20 protein-coding genes and 1 pseudogene are annotated in these 21,224 nt (G+C 67.7%); 4 read left to right on the forward strand and 17 right to left on the reverse strand.

From position 1 onward, the window contains the following. Position 1: 1 nt before the first annotated feature. From AC5P88_RS01840 to AC5P88_RS01860, 5 genes are all read right to left on the reverse strand, one after another. Positions 2 to 1,345: a peptidylprolyl isomerase gene (locus tag AC5P88_RS01840; protein ID WP_495224134.1), complete on the reverse strand. Its 1,344-nt coding sequence runs from the start codon at positions 1,343 to 1,345 to the stop codon at positions 2 to 4. Continuing rightward, positions 1,342 to 3,843: an LPS-assembly protein LptD gene (gene lptD / locus AC5P88_RS01845; protein ID WP_111202429.1), complete on the reverse strand. Its 2,502-nt coding sequence runs from the start codon at positions 3,841 to 3,843 to the stop codon at positions 1,342 to 1,344. Before lptD ends, AC5P88_RS01840 begins: the two co-directional genes overlap by 4 nt. Before the next feature lie 89 nt (positions 3,844 to 3,932). Beyond that, positions 3,933 to 4,871: a histone deacetylase family protein gene (locus AC5P88_RS01850; protein ID WP_111202420.1), complete on the reverse strand. Its 939-nt coding sequence runs from the start codon at positions 4,869 to 4,871 to the stop codon at positions 3,933 to 3,935. A 9-nt stretch (positions 4,872 to 4,880) separates the two neighbouring features. Next, a complete protein-coding gene (locus AC5P88_RS01855; RefSeq protein ID WP_049428822.1) occupies positions 4,881 to 5,435 on the reverse strand; it encodes a cob(I)yrinic acid a,c-diamide adenosyltransferase in 555 nt (184 codons plus the stop codon). 8 nt (positions 5,436 to 5,443) lie between these two features. Further along, positions 5,444 to 6,028, reverse strand: a complete 585-nt coding sequence (locus tag AC5P88_RS01860; protein WP_049428818.1) for a hypothetical protein — start codon at positions 6,026 to 6,028, stop codon at positions 5,444 to 5,446. Positions 6,029 to 6,134: 106 nt separating this feature from the next. On the opposite strand from AC5P88_RS01860, the gene ubiH reads away from it, so the two are divergent. Further along, positions 6,135 to 7,343 (forward strand): 2-octaprenyl-6-methoxyphenyl hydroxylase, encoded by a 1,209-nt coding sequence (gene ubiH, locus AC5P88_RS01865; RefSeq protein WP_495224136.1) that lies wholly within the window; start codon positions 6,135 to 6,137, stop codon positions 7,341 to 7,343. Further along, on the forward strand, positions 7,340 to 8,521 hold the full coding sequence (locus AC5P88_RS01870) for a UbiH/UbiF family hydroxylase (protein WP_495224137.1): 1,182 nt from the start codon (positions 7,340 to 7,342) through the stop codon (positions 8,519 to 8,521). The genes ubiH and AC5P88_RS01870 overlap by 4 nt, the downstream gene beginning before the upstream one ends. Before the next feature lie 161 nt (positions 8,522 to 8,682). On the opposite strand, the gene AC5P88_RS01875 is transcribed toward AC5P88_RS01870, so the two are convergent. From AC5P88_RS01875 to AC5P88_RS01900, 6 genes are all read right to left on the reverse strand, one after another. After that, positions 8,683 to 9,078, reverse strand: coding sequence for an EF-hand domain-containing protein (locus AC5P88_RS01875; protein ID WP_495224139.1), 396 nt, complete (start codon positions 9,076 to 9,078; stop codon positions 8,683 to 8,685). A 49-nt stretch (positions 9,079 to 9,127) separates the two neighbouring features. Next, positions 9,128 to 10,195 carry a 23S rRNA (cytidine(2498)-2'-O)-methyltransferase RlmM gene (gene rlmM / locus AC5P88_RS01880; RefSeq protein ID WP_495224141.1) on the reverse strand — a complete coding sequence of 356 codons (1,068 nt, stop codon included), beginning with the start codon at positions 10,193 to 10,195 and terminating at the stop codon, positions 9,128 to 9,130. Continuing rightward, positions 10,179 to 10,739, reverse strand: a complete 561-nt coding sequence (locus tag AC5P88_RS01885) for a nucleoside deaminase (RefSeq protein WP_004154307.1) — start codon at positions 10,737 to 10,739, stop codon at positions 10,179 to 10,181. Before AC5P88_RS01885 ends, rlmM begins: the two co-directional genes overlap by 17 nt. A 97-nt stretch (positions 10,740 to 10,836) precedes the next feature. Continuing rightward, positions 10,837 to 11,559 (reverse strand): DUF6348 family protein, encoded by a 723-nt coding sequence (locus tag AC5P88_RS01890; RefSeq protein ID WP_495224142.1) that lies wholly within the window; start codon positions 11,557 to 11,559, stop codon positions 10,837 to 10,839. A 48-nt stretch (positions 11,560 to 11,607) separates the two neighbouring features. Next, positions 11,608 to 12,261, reverse strand: coding sequence for a hypothetical protein (locus AC5P88_RS01895; protein WP_495224144.1), 654 nt, complete (start codon positions 12,259 to 12,261; stop codon positions 11,608 to 11,610). A gap of 43 nt (positions 12,262 to 12,304) precedes the next feature. Next, positions 12,305 to 14,053 (reverse strand): glutamine--tRNA ligase/YqeY domain fusion protein, encoded by a 1,749-nt coding sequence (locus AC5P88_RS01900; RefSeq protein ID WP_495224145.1) that lies wholly within the window; start codon positions 14,051 to 14,053, stop codon positions 12,305 to 12,307. Positions 14,054 to 14,235: 182 nt separating this feature from the next. Here AC5P88_RS01900 and AC5P88_RS01905 point away from each other — a divergent pair, with 182 nt between their 5' ends. Both AC5P88_RS01905 and msrA read left to right on the forward strand, forming a co-directional pair. Next, the gene (locus tag AC5P88_RS01905; protein ID WP_106550103.1) at positions 14,236 to 14,499 is read left to right on the forward strand and encodes a putative signal transducing protein; all 264 of its coding nucleotides are present in this window, start codon (positions 14,236 to 14,238) and stop codon (positions 14,497 to 14,499) included. A gap of 30 nt (positions 14,500 to 14,529) precedes the next feature. Continuing rightward, a complete protein-coding gene (gene msrA / locus AC5P88_RS01910; protein WP_046987839.1) occupies positions 14,530 to 15,195 on the forward strand; it encodes a peptide-methionine (S)-S-oxide reductase MsrA in 666 nt (221 codons plus the stop codon). A gap of 640 nt (positions 15,196 to 15,835) precedes the next feature. On the opposite strand, the gene AC5P88_RS01915 is transcribed toward msrA, so the two are convergent. The 6 genes and pseudogenes from AC5P88_RS01915 to AC5P88_RS01940 all read right to left on the reverse strand — a co-directional run. Next, positions 15,836 to 16,792: a transaldolase gene (locus AC5P88_RS01915; protein WP_495224147.1), complete on the reverse strand. Its 957-nt coding sequence runs from the start codon at positions 16,790 to 16,792 to the stop codon at positions 15,836 to 15,838. 50 nt (positions 16,793 to 16,842) lie between these two features. Further along, positions 16,843 to 17,247, reverse strand: coding sequence for a nucleoside diphosphate kinase regulator (rnk, locus tag AC5P88_RS01920; RefSeq protein ID WP_014036052.1), 405 nt, complete (start codon positions 17,245 to 17,247; stop codon positions 16,843 to 16,845). Positions 17,248 to 17,370: 123 nt separating this feature from the next. Further along, a complete protein-coding gene (locus AC5P88_RS01925) occupies positions 17,371 to 18,333 on the reverse strand; it encodes a LysR substrate-binding domain-containing protein (RefSeq protein WP_111202519.1) in 963 nt (320 codons plus the stop codon). A gap of 85 nt (positions 18,334 to 18,418) precedes the next feature. Beyond that, positions 18,419 to 20,011 carry an alkyl hydroperoxide reductase subunit F gene (gene ahpF / locus AC5P88_RS01930; protein WP_106550869.1) on the reverse strand — a complete coding sequence of 531 codons (1,593 nt, stop codon included), beginning with the start codon at positions 20,009 to 20,011 and terminating at the stop codon, positions 18,419 to 18,421. 225 nt (positions 20,012 to 20,236) lie between these two features. After that, entirely contained in the window at positions 20,237 to 20,800 is a 564-nt protein-coding gene (ahpC, locus tag AC5P88_RS01935; RefSeq protein WP_014036055.1) for an alkyl hydroperoxide reductase subunit C, read from the reverse strand. 301 nt (positions 20,801 to 21,101) lie between these two features. Continuing rightward, positions 21,102 to 21,224, reverse strand: a pseudogene (locus AC5P88_RS01940) (IS110 family transposase); the annotation flags it as partial.

Below are 21,224 nucleotides of genomic sequence, written 5' to 3' on the forward strand. Positions count from 1 at the left end.
GTCAGGACTGCGGCGGCGTGGCGGTGTTTTCCGCGCGGTCACCGCTGCGGAAGCTGACGTAGGCTTCGCCACGCAGTTCCTGCAGGAAGCGGTTGTACTCGTCTTCCAGCTTGCGGCGGCCAATGGTCTCGCGGACCTGGGCACGCTGGTTGTCGTTGGTCACGTCGGTCTGGCGAGTGGCCACGCGCTGCAGGATGTGCCAACCGGCATCGGTGCGGAACGGCTGGCTGACGCCGCCGTCCTGGATTCCGGCCACCTGCTGGCCAAAGGCCGGACCGAACGCATCGGCCGGGAACCAGCCCAGATCGCCGCCCTGGCCCTTGCTGTTGTTGTCCTCGGAGGACTCCTTGGCCACGGTCTCGAAGTCCGCGCCGCCAGCGATGCGGGCACGCAGGGTATCGATCTTGGCTTTGGCGGCCGCGTCGGTCTGGTGGTCGTCCACGCGCACCAGGATGTGGCGGCCGTGGTACTCGGTGACGGTGCTGGCGCCGGCAGTGGCACTGGCATCACGCACTTCCACCAGCTTCAGCAGCTGGAAGCCGCTGGGGCCGCGGATCGGGCCGACCACTTCGCCAGGCTTCATCTTTTCCATCATCTGCGCGAACGCCTGCGGGATTTCATCCAGGCTGCGCCAGCCCAGGTCGCCGCCTTCCAGCGCGTTGGGGCTGTCCGAATAGCGCACGGCCGCTGCGTTGAAGTCCAGCTCGCCCTTGTCCAGCAGGGCCTTCACGCCATCGGCCTTCTTCTGGCCGGTGGCGATCTGGTCGGCGTTGGCGCCGTCCGGCAGGGCGATCAGGATGTGCGCCAGGTGGTACTGGTTGCCCACCGTGGCCTGCTGCTTCAGCGCGGCGTCGACTTCACCCTCGCTGACGCTGATGCGGCTCTGCGCGAAGCTCTGGCGCAGGCGCTGCACGGTGATTTCATCACGCACCGAGGCGCGGAAATCGTTGAAGTCGATGCCGTCATGGGCCAGGCGCTGGCGCAGGGCGTCCAGGTTCGAGCCATTCTGCTGGGCGATGGAATTCATCGCCTGGTTCAGCTCCTGGTCGCTGACACGGATGCCGCTGCCCTGGGCGCGGGCCACCTGCAGCTTGACCAGCACCAGGCGCTCGAGCACCTGGCGGCTGAGCACGTCTTCCGGCGGCAGCTGGTTTTCCCGGCCGGCGTACTGTGCCTTGATGTTGGCGATCGCACGCTGCAGTTCACTCTGCAGGATGACGTCCTCATCGACGACGGCGGCGATGCGGTCGAGCGGCTGCGCCTCCTGGGCAAGCACCTGCAGGGGGGCGGACACGCTGGACACCGCCAGCAGCGAGGCGAGTAGAACGGGGAAGCGCTTGGTCATGGGATCAGATTCGGATCGTAGTCATCGCGGGTCGCCCCGGTGTTGGTGGGCGGCACGAGATAGAGGTCGTCGCGGTTGTAGCCGAGGATAGCACGGCGCAGCGTGCGGTCCGTGTCCTGGCCGATGGAGCTCAGGCCCTTCAGGACGAACTCCACCTGGATGGCGTTGTTCATCTCGCCTTCGCGATTGCGGACATAGCGGCGACCGACCACACGCACGGCCAGGCAGCAGCTGTCCCACTGGACACCGCCGATGATTTCCAGCGGCTCCTTGTCCTGCAGCGAGTAGTAATAGCGGCCCACCAGGCTCCATCGCGCATTCAGCGGGTACAGGAACGACAGGTCGGCCTGCTCCAGCAGGGTGCGGTCATGCTTGTTGGCACCGGGCAGGGCACCGGCATTGATGCGGTAGCGGTAGCTCAGGTTGACCACGCCGTCGTTGGGCATCAGGTAGCGGGCACGGACGCTGGCCAGATCCTCGCGCTTGTACTTCGGGTCCCACTGGTAGGTGGCGCCCAGGGTCCAGCGGTCGTTGATCATGTAGTTGCCGTCGGCGATCCAGGCCGACTTGCCCTTTTCCACCGGCTCACCGCCGGGGGTGACGGTCACCCGCGACTCATCGAAGTACTGGATCTGGCCGATGGAGGCCGAGAAGCGCTCCTTGCCGGTGGTCTGGTCGATGAAGCGGGTGCTCAGCGCCAGGGTCAGCTGGTTGGCATCGTTCTGGCGGTCGGCGCCGGTATAGCGCGAATCGCGGAACAGCTGGCCCCAGCTGAAGGTGAAGTCACGCGTATCGAAGATCGGCAGCTCGTCCTGGTTGCGGTACGGCGTGCGCAGGTAGAACAGCCGCGGCTCCAGGGTCTGCAGGAACGACTTGCCGCCGATGCGGGTCTCGCGGTCGAAGAACAGGCCGGCGTCGATGCTGCCGATCGGCAGGCTGCGGCTGGGCGAGGTATTGCCGCGCAGCTGCTCGGGCGTGGCCGTGGCCGGATCGATGCCCTGCGAGCGCAGGATCTGGGCCTGGATGCCTCTCACACCATCCACCAGGCCGCGATCAAGCTGGTAGGCGGTGTAGCGGTAGGCCAGGGTCGGGGTCACATACCAGGCTGCGCCGCTGATCGGGAACGACACATACGGCTTCACGTCCAGTCGCGAACCACCGCTGACACCGACGCCGTCGGTCCACTGCTCCCCATTGCGGGTGTACTGCAGATCCTTGCCGGTGCCGACGGCGTTCTTGAAGTTGATGTCGTCGTGGGTGAAGCGCACCGCTTCGGCGTAGATGCCGGTTTCCAGCCATGAACGGACCGGCTTGTCCCAGTTGAAGTACAGGCGCGGCTGGCGGTTGTAGGGCAGGGCGCGCTCGTCGAGGGTGTAGTCGGTCAGCTGCCAGCGGTCGGCCATGATGCCGGCCGTCCAGTTCGTGCCGGTGCCATACAGGCCCACCGTGCTCTGCAGGTTGGAGGCGGTCACCCCCACCAGGCGGTTGGCGAAATCCTCGACATAGCGCTCGTCGCTGACCCAGGCCAGGTTCGCGCGGGCCTGCCAGTGGCTGTCCACGTTGTGGTAGCCGGTGAACATCACCCGGCCGCGGTCACGGTCACGCAGGCGGTCGTTGGGCATGAACGAGGTCAGCACCTCGCCGCGGCCGCCGTTGTAGAGGTAGCGGAACTCGTTGTCGAGCAGCAGGCCGCGCCGGCTCATGTAGCGCGGGGTCAGCGTGTCGTCGTAGTTCGGGGCCAGGTTGAAGTAGATCGGCTGGGCGTAGTCGAAGCCGTTGCGCCCGGACATGCCCAGCTGCGGGAACAGCAGGCCGGTCTTGCGGCGGTCATCGATCGGGAACTTGAAGTACGGCGCCCACAGCACCGGCACCTTGCCGATGCGCAGCACGGCGTTGCGCGCGGTGCCGAAGCCTTCGTCGTTGTCCACTTCGATCTGCGGCGCCGACAGCTTCCACACCGGCTGCGAGGGGTCGCAGGTGGTGTAGGTGGAGCGGTGCATCTGGCCGACCGCGCCCTGCAGGTCGACCGATTCGGCATCGCCGTTGCCCCGGCGCGACACCAGCTGGTACTTGATGTCGGAGATCTTGTGGGTGTCGCTTTCCTGGTTGCCTTCGGCACGCTTGGCGACCATACGGATCGACCCGTCCTGGTAGCGGACATTGCCGTCGGCGATGTAGTTGCCGGTCTCGGTGTCGAAGCTGAGCTTGTCGGTACCGACGAACTGGTCACCCCGGCGCAGCGCCACGTTGCCCTCGTACTGCGGCACGGTGGTGGTGCCAAGCAGCTGGTCACCCTCGATGTCGGTCGGCTGCTGCTCGCGCGCGGCGGCGGCGCTGGCCTTGTCCTGGCCGGGGACCGGGGTCGGGGCGTCGGTGAACGCGGGGATGACGTCGGTGGCCGGGCACAGGCCCCAGTTGAGCGGCTTTTCATCGGCCATCACCGGCAGGCTGATGGCGATGCTCAGAGGCAGGGGAAGCAGGCGGAGGGCTCGGCGCACGCGGTTCGGATTCGGGCGAAAACGGACGGTAGCTTGCCCCATCCCTTGCATAGGGGCAATGAAGGGCGCAGGAGATTGCCGGTTCGGGTTCATCCGGCAGCGTTGCCACCAGCCGCTGAGATCAGGGCCTGGACATGGGCCACACTGCACTCGGCCAGTGCCTGCAGGTCATAGCCGCCCTCCAGCATCGAGACCACCCGGCCGGCCCCGTGGCGGCGTGCCAGCGCGTGCAGTTCACCGGTGATCCAGGCGAAATCCTCGGTCTCCAGCATCAGGTCGGCCTGCGGGTCGCGCAGGTGGGCGTCGAAGCCGGCCGAGATCAGCAACAGCTGCGGGCGGAAGTCGTCGATGGCCGGCAGCATCTCGTCGGCCCATACGTTGCGGAAGCGGAAGCCCCCGCTGCCGGGGGGCAGCAGGATGTTCATCAGGTTGCCTGCGCCGCGGTCACGGCGCAGGCCGGAATTGGGGAACAGCCCGGCCTGGTGCGTGCTGTAGTACGAGACCCGGGCATCGTGCTGGAAGATATCCTGGGTGCCGTTGCCGTGGTGCACGTCGAAATCGACCACCGCGATCCGCTCCAGGCCATGACGGTCGCGGGCATAGGCGGCGGCGATGGCGATGTTGTTGAGAAGGCAGAAGCCCATCGCCGTGCTGCTGGTGGCGTGGTGGCCGGGCGGACGCACCGCGCAGAAGGCCAGCGGGTCGTCGCCCAGCATCACCGCATCGACTGCGGCCACGCCCGCACCGGCGGCGTGCACGGCAGCGCTGGCCGAGCCGGGTGAGGTCCAGGTGTCCATGTCCAGCTGGCGCAGCGGCACGGTCTGCGGCTGCAGCACGAAGTCCAGCAGGGCGCTGTCGTGGACCCGGGTCAGCTCACCGAACTTGGCCGGCGGCGCCTCGCGCCATTCGAGCTGGCCTGGGAAGGCCGCATGCAGCGCATCGAGTACGTGCTGCAGGCGTTGCGGGCACTCCGGGTGGCCGGGGCCGGGATCGTGCAGCATGCAGGACGGATGGGTGTAGACCAGCATCGTGCCGACTCAGCGCTGGCGCTGCTGCGGTTGCCACAGCGCCTCGCCCTGGCCGTCGGCACGGGCCAGCACCCGGGCCAGCACGAACAGCAGGTCCGACAGCCGGTTGAGGTACTGCAGCGCCTCGCTGCGCACGGCTTCGTGGCGGGCCAGGGTGACCGTCTCGCGCTCGGCGCGGCGGACAATGGTGCGCGCCAGATGGCAGCGCGCAGCCGCCTCGCCCCCGGCCGGCAGGATGAACTCCTTCAGCATCGGCAGGCCGGCGTTGTAGTGGTCCAGCTGCTGCTCCAGTGCCGAGACATCGGCGGCGTGGATCGCGGCGTGGCCGGGGATGCACAGCTCGGCACCCAGATCGAACAGCTGGTGCTGCAGGTGCACGACCAGTGCGCGCACGTCCTCCGGCAACGGTGCCGCCAGCAGCAGGCCGAGCGCGGCGTTGGCTTCGTCGACGGTGCCGTAGGACGCCACCCGGGCGTCATCCTTGGCGACGCGCTGGCCGTCACCGAGGCCGGTACTGCCGTCGTCGCCGGTGCGGGTGTAGATGCGCGAGAGGCGATGACCCATGGCGTGGCTCAGTGCCGGATGTCGCGGCGGGCCTGCTGGAGCTTCAGCACCTGCTCCACGGCCAGCTGCAGCGCGGCGGCCAGCGCCACGTAGATGGCGGTGGTGCGGAGGTAGGGGCCGAACCACTGCGCGTAGTTCTGCGCCCAGCCGGCCAGGGTCGGCTCGGCCACGTTGCGGCTGCTCCAGTAGAAACCGCCCTGCGCCAGCAGGTGGCAGACCGCCACCGAGGCCACCAGCAGCAGCGCGCCCTTGGCCAGCACCGGCCAGCGCGCGGTCTGGTAGTTGCGGCCCAGCAGCATGCCGCCGGCCCACAGCGAGAAATACGCCGGCAGCAGCAGCCAGTAGCCCGGCGACACGCAGTAGTGCTGCCAGAAGTCCAGGCCGCTGCTGCGGATCACGATCCAGTCGACCAGCACCGCGAACACCATCAGCAGCGGGAACGCCCAGCGCGTCCAGCGCGCCAGGTAGAAGCCGCCGATGAAGAACACCGCCCACGAGGCATCGGGGATCGCCGCGAAGTGGTTGACCCGGGTCGCTGCCAGCACCAGAACGAGCACGGACAGGACGAAGGCGCGGTTGGCAGTGTCGGACATGGTGGCGGGCCCGGAGCGGATTCAGGTTTCATTCTAGCCCGCCGCGCGGGTTGGCGCAGGACCGGCCGTTCGGCGTACAGACGGGGCGAGCGCGTATCATGAACGCATGAGTGAACGACATGACGTGCTGATTGTCGGCGGTGGCCTGGTCGGCGCCAGCCTGGCCATTGCCCTGGACCGCCTCGGCCGCGACGTGGGCCTGCTCGAGGCCAGCCCGGCCGGCGAGCTGCCGGCGGTGTTCGACCAGCGCAACCTCAGTTTCGCCGCAGCCACCGTCAACGCGCTGACCGCGCTGGGGGTTATGCAGAAACTGGCGATGGCGCCGGGTCCCATCCGGCGCATCCATGTCAGCCGCGCCGGCGATTTCGGCCGTGTGCAGCTTGAAGCGGCCGATTACGACCGGCCGTGGTTCGGCCAGGTGGTGGTCGCCCGCGACTTCGGCCAGGCGCTGGAAGCGCGCCTGCAGGAGCTGCCACGGCTGCACCGTTACCGGCCGATGCGGTTCCTGGGCCTGGGTGAAGTGGTCGACGGCTACCGCCAGGTGCGGGTGGCCGACGAGGCCGGCGAGCGCGTGCTGCTGGCACGGCTGGTGGTGGGTGCCGATGGCACGACCAGTGGCGTGCGTGGTGCACTGGGCATCGAGGTCGACCGCCATGATTTCCAGCAGACCCTGTTCGTGGCCCGCGTGCGCAGCCAGCGCGCGCCGGACGGCACGGCCTGGGAGCGCTTCACCGATACCGGACCGACCGCGCTGCTGCCGCGGGGTGACCGCCACTTCGGCACCGTGCATGGCGTGGCACGCGACCAGGCCGATGCCGTGATGGCGCTGGACGACGCGGCCTGGCTGCACCGCCTGCAGGACGCGATCGGCTGGCGTGCCGGCCGTCTGCTCGAATCCGGCCCACGCAGTGCTTATCCGCTCATCCAGGTGCTGTCGCGCGCGCTGGCCGGTGAACGCACGGTGCTGCTCGGCAATGCCGCGCAGACCATCCACCCGCTGGGTGCACAGGGCTTCAACCTGGGCCTGCGCGATGCGCTGACCCTGGCCGAGCTGCTGGAAGATTCCTTCGATGATGCCGGCAGCGATGCGCTGTTGCAGGCCTATGTCGCGCGCCGTGAGGAGGACCGCCGGCAGACCGTGGCGTTCTCCGGAGGCTTGGCGCGACTGACCAGCAACCCGGCACCGCTGATGCGGCCGCTGCGTAGCCTCGGCCTGGTGGCCGCACAACGTGCTTCGGTACAGTCGATGCTGGTCGGTGGCGCGATGGGCTTCCGTGGCGAAGTGCCGCGGTTGTGCCGCGGAGAAGCCGCATGAGCCGCCGCGCCCGACTGGATGTGGCCATCGTCGGCGGTGGCGTGGTCGGTGCCGCGTGCGCGCTGGCGCTGGCCGACGCCGGGCTGTCGGTCGCGCTGGTGGAGGGCCGCGAACCGGCGCCGTGGCAGGCTGCGCAGCCGGACCTGCGGGTATTCGCCTTTGCCGCCGACAACGTGCAGCTGTTGAACCGCCTGGGCGTGTGGCCGGCGATCGCGCAGGCCCGCGCCTGGCCTTACCGGCGCATGCAGGTGTGGGACGCGGCCGGTGGCGAGGATCTGCTGTTCGACGCCGATCGCTTCGGTCGTCGTGAGCTGGGCTACATCGTCGAGAACGGATTGCTGCAGGACCGCCTGTGGGCGGCGCTGCCCGCGGCGGGCGTGCAGCTGCATTGCCCGGCACGGGTGGAAGCGCTGGAGCAGGACGAGGACGGCGTGCGCCTGCGCCTGGACGACGGTCGTCGCCTCGAAGCGTCGTTGGCGGTGGCCGCCGACGGTGCCGAATCGACCCTGCGCCAGCTGGCCGGGATCGAGGTTGAAAAGCATGACTACCACCAGCGTGGCGTGGTGGCCTATGTCGACAGTGAACTGCCGAACCAGGCCACGGCCTGGCAGCGCTTCCTGCCGACCGGGCCGTTGGCGTTGCTGCCGGTGGCCGAGCGCCGCAGCTCGATCGTCTGGACCCTGCCGCAGGACGAGGCTGCGCGCGTGCTGGCGCTGGACGAGGATGCGTTCAACCGGGAATTGACCCGCGCCTTCGCTGCGCGGCTGGGCGAACTGCGCCTGGCCTCGCCGCGCGCGGCGTTCCCGTTGCGCCGCCAGCTGGCCCGCCACTACGTAGCCGGCCGTGTGCTGGCATTGGGAGATGCAGCGCATGTGGTGCACCCGCTGGCCGGGCAGGGCGTGAACCTGGGCCTGCGCGATGTGGCCGCTCTGCAGCAGTGGCTGGCGCCGTCGGCAGAACGCCGCGGCCAGCCGCGCCTGTCGCCGCAGCGCCTGCAGCGCTGGGCGCGCGAACGCCGCAGCGACAACCACATCGCCGCCTACAGCTTCGACGCGATCAACCGCCTGTTCTCCAACGACGAAATGCACCTGACCCTGGCCCGTGGCCGCGCGCTGGGCTGCGTGGGCAAATGGCCACCGCTGGTGCAGGCGTTCTGGAAACGCGCCGCGGGCGTATAGCCGGAACGCAACCCGCACGACGCTGCGGGCATCGCTGGCGTGTTACCAACCACGGGACGCCGCTTTTGTAGGTGCCAACCAAGGTTGGCACCTACCGAAAGCGGGCTCTGGATTGGTTCAGTAGATCCACGCCATGCGTGGATGAACCTCGCCGCGGTGAATCAATCAACCAGCCAACCGGCCAGGTCGGCACGGTCCAGCTTGCCGCGGTGCCTGCGGTCCAGCGAATTGAACTCATCGGCCAGCGCCGGATTCGCCTGTGCTTCCTCGCGGCTGATGAAACCATCGCCGTTCACATCCAGCGCAGCGAAGTGGATGCGGTACTGGCCTACCACGCTGCTGGGCTCCAGCGAACGCACCGTCACCTGTGCCTCGCCGGCCGGCTGTGCAATCTCCACGCTGCCGCTGACCCGGCCCGCATCCAGCGGCTGTTGGCGGATCGCGCCGCCGGTGGGGCCCAGCGGCTGGCTCTGCGCCGGGGTATGCGGCAGTTGCTGGGCCATGGTCGGCGCGGCAGCCAGCAAGGTGGTCAGCAGGGTGAGCGAGTGGTAGCGCATGGTTCCCTTCCTCGGTAGCGCCGGGCCATGCCCGGCGGGCGCGGTGGCCTCAGCGTAGCGGCGAGGCCAGTACCGTGATCTCCTCACGGTCGTGGTACAGCTGCTTGGCGCGTACCACCAGCGGCTTGCCGGCCTGGTCCTGGAACAGGTCCAGGCACAGCCGGGTCTCGTCCCAGCGCTTCTTCATCGGCAGCTTCAGGTTGAAGATCGCGTGCCGGCACCAGCCTTCGCGGAACCAGGTGGCCATGCGCTCGGCCACGCGGCGCGGCTGCTCGACCATGTCGCAGACCATCCAGTCCAGCGGTTGCTCGGGATGCCAGTGGAAACCATCGGCGCGCAGGTGCTCGACCAGTCCGGTGTCCAGCACGTGCTGGCGCAGCGGGCCGTTGTCGATGCTCAGCACGTGCATGTGCTGGCGGGTCAGCACCCAGGTCCAGCCGCCGGGGGCGGCGCCAAGGTCGGCCGCACGCATGCCGGGCCTGGCCAGCGTCTCGCGTTCTTCCGGCGTCAGCAGGGTCAGCAGTGCTTCGTCCAGCTTCAGCGCCGAACGCGAGGGCGCTTCGGGCAGCAGCTTCAGGCGCGGAATGCCCAAGGCCCACGGCGCGCTGTCGGCCGGGTCGGCCACGCAGACGAAGGCGTGGGTGCCGTCGACGAACACCACGTGCAGGCGCGGCAGGCGATTGTTCGGCTTGTCGGTCAGCTTGCCGGCCTTGCGCAGCGCCGGGCGCAGCGCGTTGCCGAAGGCGCGGGCCAGGCCGGACAGCGGCTTGCCGGCGTCCGAGTCCGGGTGTTCCACCCACAGGTCACCGAAGCGCGGCGCATCGGCCAGCACCTCCAGCATCGGGGTGATGCGGTCGGCCGGGTCCAGCTGCGGCAGCTCGGCCAGTACCAGCAGCTTCTGCCGCGCGAAGATCAGCTCGCGCCAGCGCAGGCGGGGCGCCAGCGCGGCGGCTTCGTCGCACATGAACAGCACGTAGCCATCATTGCGTTGGGTGCGCGCGTAGCCGGCGAAACCGGCTTCGCCGGCGCGGAACTGCAGTTCGCCGGCCAGCTCGGGCTCGAAGCCCTGCCGGCACAGGCACAGCAGGCCGATGCCGGCCTCAGTAACGGGCGCCATCGCTTTCCCCATAGGCGCGCAGCACGCTGCGTGCGGCGTCGCGGTTCAGGCCCTGCACCACTTCGATGCCGCGCTTGTTGAGTTCGCCCACCCAGTCGGCCGGCAGCGGGCCTTCGTCGAACGGGGTCAGTTCCTCGACGTCGGCCGAGTTGGCGCCGATCAGCAGGCGGTCGATGCCGGCCCACACGGTGGCGCCGTAGCACTGGCAGCACGGCTGCGAGCTGGTGGCCAGGGTGACCGGCGACAGCACCGCGTTCAGGCGCGGGGTCTGCAGGCGCTGCTGGGCCAGCATGTAGGCCATGTTCTCGGCGTGTGCCAGCGAGGTCGCGTGCGGCATCACCCGGTTCACGCCGGCGGCGATGACCTTGTCATCCGGGCCGAACACCACGGCACCGAACGGGCCGCCACTGGCGTGCTCGACGTTCAGCCGCGACAGCTCGATCGCCAGCGCGACCTTGGCCTCATCGCCCGGATATCGACGATCCAGGTCGATCTGGTCGTGGATCCAGGCGGGAAGGGTCAGGTGGACTTGCGCGTACAGCATCGCGGGGGTGCCTCGTGTGGGATGGGAAAAAGTGCGGTTGCTTGGGAAACCGGCGCGCAGTGTAGCTGCCCCGGCCTGTATCAGGTGTGGGCGCGGGTCAGCCCGGCGAGCCGGTGCGGATCACCACGTACTGCTTGCGGAACTCCAACCCCGCCTGCGGCCAACTGGCGGCATACGCGCGCAGCAATGGCAGGGCAGGGGCGAAGTCGTGGCCATTGACCCGGCAATCGGCCTCGCACAGGCCATCGGCATCGCGCGAGGCGAACAGGCGGATGGCCAGGAACTGACGTGCCTTCAGCAGGTCGTCGAAGGCCTCCATGCTGCGGGTGAAAAGGCAGCAGGGGCAGGAGCCATGATCGTCCTCGCTGCAGGTGGAGGCATCCACTTCCTGTGCACGGTAGTGCGCCAACGGCCCCAGCACCACGGTGCGCTCGTGTTCCTCGCCGTCGTCGCCGGTCGGGTAGGTCAGGCCCATCATCGGCAGGCCCTGTGCGTCGTCGGCGCCCACTGCAGTCTGCAGCGTTGCCAGGTCCACCCGCACCCAGGTCTGGAAGCCGGACTGCAGCGAGGCCCGTTCGTCGGCACCGTTGGCGTGCTGGTACTCGAACAGGCCATCAGCGAACAGGATGGGGTGCTGTGCCTCGATGACCGTGGACGTCTGCCAGCCGCCGTTGTCGCGTGCGTGCGCGGCCATTGCGTGAGGGGTCAGGCGCAGCCCGCTGTCCAGCAGCAGTGCGCCGCCGTCGACGCGGCTGGTGATGCCGGCGTCCTGCAGGACCTGCTGCAGCAGCGGGAGGAGCGCGGTGGAGGTGGTGGTCATGTCAGGCCTGTGGATGGATCGGGTGGGACATCCAGGCTGGGCCGGGTGTCAATGGTCGAGTGCGTCGCGCTCGGCACGATAGCGCTGCGCGTCGGACTGCTGCTGCGGATCGTTGCCATGATCACGCAGCCAGGTGTCCAGCTCGCGGCGATAGTCCGCACGGAAGTCGGCATTGCCCGGGCTGAAATGCAGCTTGCGTGCCGCCACCTCCACGCGCTCGCGTGCGCTGACACGGGCCTGCGCGATGCCGTGCGGCGATTCATTGGTGAGGATGACGAAGTTGCGCGGGAAGCCCGGGGTGTACTTCACCACGAACGGCTGGTCCCGCGCCGGAATGCGGATCGTGTTCTCCAGCGGCCACAGCGAGGCGGTGTTGGTGTGGAACACCACTTCCACGTCGCGGCCCTCGGCGGTGCGCAACACCGCTTCGTAACGCCAGATGTACTGTTCGTTGAGTGTGGAATTGGTTTCCTCGGCCTTGACGATCACCGCTTCACCACGCTCGCCCACCGCATTGAGGAAGGTGGCGTTGAGGAAGCTGCCGAGGAAGATGTTGAGCATCGCCAGCGGGAACACCACGATGGCGTAGACCGGTGAACGTCGCCACCACGAGACCAGCCCGGCCAGCACCATCGCTGCAAAGAACGTCAGCAGCGGATGCTGCGAGATGAACCAGAGCAGGGCGGACAGGGCGGTGATCATCGTCGGGGGCGCGCGGGCGCCGTGTTGGCGCCCGCGCAGGTCCTCAGGCCGACCAGGTGTCGCGCAGGGTCACGCTGCGGTTGAACACCGGCTTGGCCTCGGTGTGGTCGCGGCGGTCGGCAACGAAGTAGCCGGTACGTTCGAACTGGAACGACTGCTCCGGCGCGGCGCTCGCCGCGGCCGGCTCGACATAGCCGGTGACGGTGCGGCGCGATTCCGGGTTGAGGTAATCGCGGTAGGTCTTGCCTTCCGATTCGTCGTCCGGGTTCGGCACCGAGAACAGGCGGTCGTACAGGCGGATCTCGGCCGGCACGCCGTGCACGGCGCTGACCCAATGGATGGTGCCCTTGACCTTGCGGTTGGCGCCTTCCATGCCCGGACGCGATTCCGGATCCAGCCAGCCGCGCAGCTCGGTGATGGTGCCGTCGGCATCCTTGATCACTTCGTCGCAGCGGATGATGCCGGCGCCGCGCAGGCGCACTTCGCCGCCCGGGACCAGGCGCTTCCAGCCCTTCGGCGGCACTTCGGCGAAGTCCTCGCGGTCGATCCACACCTCGCGCGCGAACGGCACTTCGCGGGTACCGAAGCTCTCGTCCTTCGGGTGGTTGCTGAAGGTCAGCTGCTCTTCGTGGCCTTCCGGCAGGTTGGTCAGCACCAGCTTGACCGGATCGACCACCGCCATGCGGCGCGGTGCGGCGCTATCCAGGTCTTCGCGCAGCGCGCCTTCCAGCACGCTGAAATCGATCAGCGAATTCTGCTTGCTGATGCCCACGCGCTCGGCGAACAGGCGCATCGCGGCCGGGGTGTAGCCACGGCGGCGCAGGCCCTGCAGGGTCGGCATGCGCGGGTCTTCCCAGCCGTCCACCAGCTGTTCGGTGACCAGCGCCATCAGCTTGCGCTTGCTCATCACCGTGTAGTTGATGTTCAGGCGGGAGAACTCGATCTGGCGCGGCTTGGCTGCTTCGCGCGGCAGGCCGGCATCGACCAGCGGCTGGGTCAGCGCATCGTCATGGGCGAAATCGACGTTGTCCACGCACCAGTCGTACAGCGGGCGGTGGTCTTCGAATTCCAGCGTGCACAGCGAGTGGGTGATGCCCTCGATCGAATCACCCAGGGCGTGGGCGAAGTCGTACATCGGGTAGATCGGCCACGCGTTGCCGGTGTTCTGGTGCTCGACGTGCTTGATGCGGTACAGCGCCGGATCGCGCAGGTTGATGTTGCCGCTGGCCATGTCGATCTTGGCGCGCAGGGTGCGCGCGCCATCCGGGAATTCACCGGCGCGCATGCGGCGGAACAGGTCGAGGTTTTCCTCGACGCTGCGGTCGCGCCACGGCGACGGACGGCCCGGTTCGGTCAGGGTGCCGCGGTAGGCGCGCACTTCCTCGGCCGACAGGTCGCAGACATAGGCCTTGCCCTGTTCGATCAGCTTCTCGGCGGCCAGGTAATAGGTCTGGAAGTAGTCCGAGGCGTGGCGCAGCTCGTTCCATTCGAAGCCCAGCCAGCGCACGTCGTCCTGGATCGCGGCCACGTATTCCGGGTCTTCCTTGGCCGGGTTGGTGTCGTCGAAACGCAGGTTGCAGACGCCGCTGAACTCACCGGCGATGCCGAAGTTCAGGCAGATCGACTTGGCATGGCCGATGTGCAGGTAGCCGTTCGGCTCGGGCGGGAAGCGGGTCTTGATCGCCTGGTGCTTTCCGCTGGCCAGGTCCTCGCGCACGATCTGGCGGATGAAATCGCGCTTCTCGTGGCTGTCGGCGGGGGTCTCGGGGCTGGCGGGGGTGTGCTCGGACATGAGTCTGGGGCGAAAAAGGGCAGAAAGACCAACAGTCTAGCGCGTACCGGGCAGGGCTGCCCGGTCCGGGTCGGTAGCGCCGGGCCGCATCCGGCGAGCGCGGCGGCAACCCGCCGGGCATGGCCCGGCGCTGCCGGGACGGGGCGGGCGTATGCTGGACCCCTGTCCCACGGAGCCGCCGCATGCACATTGTGTACAAGGCCGACAACCTGTTCGACGCCCACCTGGTCAAGCACGCGCTGGAAGATGCCGGCATCCCGGCCTTCGTGTTCGGCGAGTCGCTGCTGGGCGGCATGGGCGAGCTGCCGCTGTTTGGCGTGCTGCGGGTCGGCATCCCGGATGCGGCACGCCCGCAGGCCGAGGACATCGTCGCCGCGCTGGACTTGGGCCAAGCCCCGTCCGACCCCATTTCAGATGCCGACGACATTGCCGGCCTGCCGGCGTAGGAGCGCATCATGTTGGGAATTGGCCAGGGCATCCTCGGCATCGGGGCCTTCAAGCAGCGTTTGCCGCGCGCGGAAGAGGCGCTGCCGGGACGCGAGCAGCCGTTGCCGCTGCACAGCAACCAGCACTTCGTGAACAGCCATCCGCTGAAGGACCGCTTCGCCGGCCTGCAGCAGATCCGTTTCGCGCTGGGCTGCTTCTGGGGCGCCGAGCGCAAGTTCTGGACCGAGCCGGGCGTGTACAGCACCTCGGTCGGCTATGCCGGCGGCATCACCCCGAACCCGACCTATGAAGAGGTCTGCTCGGGCCTGACCGGCCACACCGAAGTGGTGCAGGTGGTGTTCGATCCGGCGGTGGTGAGCCTGGAGCGGCTGCTGCAGCTGTTCTGGGAGAGCCATGATCCGACCCAGGGCATGCGCCAGGGCAACGACACCGGCACCCAGTACCGCTCGGCGATCCACGCCACCGACGAGGCGCAGTACGCGGCAGCGCTGGCCAGCCGCGAGGCCTACCAGGCGCAGCTGGACGCCGCCGGTTACGGCCCGATCACCACCGAGATCGTGTATCCGGCGCCTGAGTATTACTACGCCGAGGATTACCACCAGCAGTACCTGGCGAAGAACCCGAACGGCTACTGCGGCATCGGCGGCACCGGCGTGAGCTGCCCGATCGGGCTGGATGTGGAGGCGCCGCGCTGACGCGCGGAGGTCCGCCTGCGGCGGGCAACATCAACATCAACATCCAAAGCGGCTCTGGGTTGCTGATGGTTTGGCGGGACGGGGGCGGCTGGCAGGACACGCCGTAAACCCCGCTCCGCGGTCCGGCCCAGCCGCTGGCGGCTGGGCGTTCGGGCGCTTGCGAAGCAGTGCTTCGCAAGCAAAGCGCCCTCACCCCTGGGGGCTCGATGGCGCCATCCATGGCGCCAACGGTCCTGCCAGCCGCCCCCGTCCCACCTTCGACAGTTTCCCGGTGACGGTGGGAAACTGCATTGGGTTACTGACGAACTGATGGAAAAGAAAAAGGACGCGGCTTTCGCCGCGTCCTTTTTCTTTGGTCCTGCTGTGCCCTTGTAGAGCCGAGCCATGCTCGGCTGCGAGCAAGCGAAGCGTGCGACCCGCTGTTGCTCTTCTTTCTTTCTTCCGTGGCGGGCGGCCACAGGAAACTGTCGAAGGCAGGGTGGGTAGGCTGTGCAGGGGCGTGAGCCGCATGGATGCGGCGACCGAGCTTACATGGACGTACTTGCAGCGTCCCCTGCACGGCCTACCCACCCTGCCAAACGCATGACCCGCATTTCGCGACCCAGCCCCCCGCCACGAGGGGCTCAGCCGTTGGCCGGAATCACAGTTCCGAACGAATCCGCTCGCGCAGCGCCTGCAGATCCTTGGCAAACGCATCGATACCCGTCGCCAGCTTCTCGGTGGCCATCGGATCGGCGGCCAGGTCGGCGGCGAACGTCGCCGCGTCGATCGGGGGCACCGCCACGCCGTCGGCGGCACCGGCCACCAGCTTGCGCGGCAGCTCGCCGTGGTCGGCGTCCAGCTTCTCCAGCAGGTCCGGCGAAATCGTCAGGCGATCGCAACCGGCCAGCGCTTCAATCTGCGCGGTCGAACGGAACGAGGCGCCCATCACCACGGTCGGCGAACCGCGGCGCTTGAACTCGGCATACACGCCACGCACGAACTTCACGCCCGGGTCTTCGTCGATGGTGGCCGGGGTCTGGCCGTTGGCCACGTACCAATCGAGAATGCGGCCGACGAACGGCGAGATCAGGAACGCGCCGGCTTCGCTGCAGGCCAGCGCCTGGGTCGGGTTGAAGATCAGGGTCAGGTTGCAGTCGATGCCTTCGGCCTGCAGGATGCGCGCCGCCTCCACGCCTTCCCAGGTCGCGGCGATCTTGATCAGGATCTTCTCGCGCGGCACGCCGGCATCGGCGTACATCTGGATGAACTGGCGGGCCTTGGCCACGGTGGCGGCGGTGTCGTGGGCCTGGTCGGCATCCACTTCGGTGGACACGCGGCCCGGCACCAGCGTGCTCAGCAGCGCGCCGACGCCGATGGTCAGGCGGTCGGCCACGGCGTGCACCACGGCTTCGCGGTCGCCCGTCTGCTGCCGGCCCCAGGCCAGTTCGCGTTCGATCAGCTCTGCGTAGACCGGCAGGTCCAGCGCCTTCTTCACCAGGGTCGGGTTGGTGGTGCAGTCCACCGGCTGCAGGCGCTTGATGGCGTCGTAGTCACCGGTATCGGCAACGACCACGGACAGTTCGCGCAGCTGGGACAGTTTGGACGGGGTACTCATTACGGCTCCTGGTGCAGGGGGATCGAATCGCGCGCGGTGCGCAGCGGTAATCAGGGGCGGTCGTTGTGGACCGCGGTCACGCGCAGGCGCAGCTTGCGGCCGCCGGGCGCATTCCAGTCGATGCTCTGGCCGATGGCCAGGCCGAGCAGGGCACTGCCGACCGGGGCCAGCACGGAAACCTTGCCTTCGTCGACGTTGGCTTCGCGGGGGAAGACCAGGGTCAGGACGTGCTTCTCGCCCGACACTTCATCTTCGCACTCCACGCGCGAATGCATCATGACGATGCCTTCGGGAATCTGGTCCGGTGCCAGCACGGTGGCCCGGTTGAGCTCTTCAGCAAGCGCGAGCGCGGCAGGCGTCTGGCTCAGCGCAGGGGATTCGAGCATGGCGTCCAGGCGGTCCATGTCGAAGGTGGAAACGGTGATCGACGGCGGCAGGCCGCTGGCGGTGTTCATGGTGAAGCTCCTTGGTTGAAAGCCATGCAAAAGGCGGCACCTGCTGGCGCCGCCTGTCTGTATTGTGGGGACAAATGCGGCCGGAATCGACTCCTGCCGATTCCGGGCCGATGCTGCGGGGGATCAGCCGTTCAGCGCGGGGCCGGGCAGAGCGGCCGCTTCGTCGGCGGCATTCACCGCATCAAGGGTGAACAGCGCCTCCGGCAGGCGCTTGAACTGGTCGGCCAGCTCCATCAGGAAGTCGTTCATGGCCGAGCTGCGGCGCCAGATCATGGCGATGCGGCGGCTGGGACGGCCCTCGCCGGTGAAGTCGAGCAGGCGGATGTTGTTCGAGCGCGGCACCGGCGGCTGCACCGACAGGCTGGGCAGCAGGGTGATGCCGACGTCGGCGGCCACCATCTGCCGCAGCGTCTCCAGGCTGGTGGCGCGGAACTCGGACTTCTCGTTGGCGCCGAACAGGCGGCACACTTCCAGCGCCTGGTCGCGCAGGCAGTGACCGTCTTCCAGCAGCAGCAGCTTCTGCGTGGCCAGTTCCTGCACATCCAGGTGTTCGCGGCGAGCCAGCGGGTGGCGCCCGGACACGGCCAGCAGGAACGGTTCCTCGAACAGGAACTCGGCGTGCAGCTGGTCGTCGATCACCGGCAGTGCCAGCAGCGCGGCGTCCAGCTTGCCCTCGCGCAGCCGGTCCAGCAGCACGTCGCTCTTTTCCTCGACCAGCAGCAGTTCCAGCTCCGGGAAGCGCTCGCGGATGCGCGGGATCACATGCGGCAGCAGGTACGGGCCGAGGGTCGGGAAGATCCCCAGGCGCACCGTACCGGCTTCCGGGTCGCGGCTGCGTCGCGCCGCTTCCTTCAGTTGTTCCACTTCGGACACGATCACCCGCGCCCGTGCCGCCGCTTCCTGCCCGGCCGGGGTCAGCATCACCTTGCGCGGTGCGCGTTCCACCAGCGGCAGGCCCAGTTCTTCTTCCAGCTTGCGGATCTGCGTCGACAGCGTGGGCTGGCTGACGAAGCAGGAGGCAGCAGCCCGGCCGAAATGCTTGTGGTCGGCCAGGGCTACCAGGTACTTCAGATCACGTAGGTTCATCCTTACACCCCAGGGGTAACGGACCGGCTGACGGCGTGGTTACCCGACAGGCAGACAATGTTCCCGGTGATCTGGGAACGGTGGATCAGGCAGCTTCAGCAACGGCACCGCTGCTGTTGCTCACAGACGAGCGGATCAGGTGGTCGAACGCGCTCAGTGCGGCGGTCGAGCCGGCGCCCATGGCAATGATGATCTGCTTGTAGGGTACTGTCGTGCAATCGCCGGCGGCGAACACACCCGGCAGGTTGGTCTGGCCACGGTCGTCGATGACGATCTCGCCACGCGGCGACAGCGCCACGGTGTCCTTCAGCCATTCGGTGTTCGGCAGCAGGCCGATCTGCACGAAGATGCCCTCCAGCTCGACGCGGTGGGCGTCGCCGCCGACGCGGTCCTTGTAGACCAGGCCGGTAACGCGGCTGCCATCGCCCAGTACCTCGGTGGTCTGCGCGCTGGTCAGCACGGTGACATTGCCGAGGCTGCGCAGCTTCTTCTGCAGCACTTCATCGGCGCGCAGGCTGGAATCGAACTCCAGCAGGGTCACATGCGACACGATGCCGGCCAGGTCGATGGCCGCTTCCACGCCGGAGTTGCCGCCGCCGATCACCGCCACGCGCTTGCCCTTGAACAGCGGGCCGTCGCAGTGCGGGCAGTACGCCACGCCCTTGTTGCGGTACTGGTCCTCGCCCGGCACGTTCATCTGCCGCCAGCGCGCGCCGGTGGACAGGATCACCGAACGCGACTTCAGCACCGCGCCGTTCTCCAGCTGCACCTGCACCAGGCCGTCTTCGCCGGCCGGCACCAGCGCACTGGCGCGCTGCAGGTTCATGATGTCCACTTCGTACTCGCGCACGTGCTGTTCCAGCGCCGTGGCCAGCTTCGGGCCCTCGGTCTCCTTCACCGAGATGAAGTTCTCGATCGCCATGGTGTCCAGCACCTGGCCACCGAAACGCTCGGCGGCGATGCCGGTACGGATGCCCTTGCGTGCGGCGTAGATCGCCGCTGCAGCGCCGGCCGGGCCACCGCCCACCACCAGCACGTCGAAGGCGTCCTTGGCGGCGATCTTCTCGGCATCGCGCTTGCTGGCATTGGTGTCCAGCTTGGCCACGATCTGCTCGAGGGTCATGCGGCCCTGGTCGAACACTTCACCGTTGAGGTACACGGTCGGCACCGACATGATCTCGCGCTTCTCGACTTCGTCCTGGAACAGGGCACCGTCGATGGCCACGTGCTGGATGCGCGGGTTGAGTACCGCGGCCAGGTTCAGGGCCTGCACCACGTCCGGGCAGTTCTGGCAGGACAGCGAGAAATAGGTTTCAAACCTGTAGTCGCCTTCCAGGTTCTGCACCTGCTCGATCAGCTCGGCGGTGGCCTTGGACGGGTGGCCGCCCACCTGCAGCAGGGCCAGCACCAGCGAGGTGAACTCGTGGCCCATCGGCAGGCCGGCGAAGGTCAGGTGGATATCCTGGCCCGGCGTGCCCAGATCGAACGAGGGCACGCGGCCCTGACCATCGCGCAGCACCTGCAGCGAGATCTTGTCCGACAGGCTTTCCAGGGTCTGCAGCAGTTCCAGCATTTCCTGCGACTTGGCGCCGTCGTCGGCGTGCGCGGTGATCTGGATCGGGCGGGTCACGCGCTCCAGATAGGTCTTCAGCTGCGACTGCAGGTTGGCGTCCAACATCGGGTCATCTCCTGGCTTCAGGCAAACAGGGGGCGTGGCACCGCTGTAGAAGGTAGCGGACCAGCAGGGGGTAGGGGTGAACCCAAGACAGCGACCGTGGAAGGGGCTGGCTGGCCAAGGCTGGCGCGCGTTGGCTGTCTTGGGTTCACCCCCACGCCGGCGGGGGGACCGGCACGGGGATGAAGGGCGCGCCGTGGCGTGGGGCCACGGCAGGCCGGTACTGCCTTAGATCTTGCCGACCAGGTCCAGCGACGGGGTCAGGGTCTTCTCGCCTTCCTTCCACTTGGCCGGGCACACCTGGTTCGGGTTGGCGGCGGTGAACTGGGCAGCCTTCAGCTTGCGCAGGGTCTCGGCGACGTCACGGGCGATCTCGTTGGAGTGGATCTCCAGGGTCTTGATCACGCCTTCCGGGTTGATGATGAAGGTGCCGCGCAGGGCCAGGCCTTCTTCTTCAATGTGCACGCCGAAGGCGCGGGTCAGCTGGTGGGTCGGGTCGCCGACCAGCGGGAACTGGGCCTTGCCGACGGCCGGCGAGGTTTCGTGCCACACCTTGTGCGAGAAGTGGGTGTCGGTGGTGACGATGTAGACCTCGGCGCCAGCCTTCTTGAACTCGGCGTAATGGTCAGCCGCGTCTTCGATCTCGGTCGGGCAGTTGAAGGTGAAGGCGGCCGGCATGAAGATCAGGACGGACCACTGGCCCTTCAGGCTGTTGTCGGAAACCTTGATGAACTCGCCATTGTGGTAAGCGTTGGCTTCGAACGGCTGGATCTGGGTGTTGATGAGGGACATCATTTTTCCTCTGGTGAAGGGGAGTGGGTGAATCGACAGGAGCTAGGTTACCGACTCACTGGCGATAAGAACAATCCATTGATTGCATCTATTTGATAGATGGAGTCTATCAAAAGGTCGTGAGCAGGCACTGAACCTTGCCCCTCCCATCCTGCAACTGCCTGTGTGACAAGGAAAATCGTCCTGAACGCGTGAAGAGGGCTGATAGCCCCTCCTTATGCCCTCTGGCAGAACCTGAACGGATTCCAGCTTTTGTAGAGCCGAGCCCATGCTCGGCTGCGGATCTGTAGCAACTGTCTTGTCAGGCGGAGGCCATCTGGGCCTCCGCATCCCGTTTGCGGGCGTTGAGGATCACCAGCATTTTGCGCATCACCGCGACCAAAGCCACCTTGCCCGGTTTGCCCTGCCTGACGAGTGATTCAAA

The sequence above is a fragment of the Stenotrophomonas sp. YJH_SMC_8 genome, assembly GCF_059371315.1.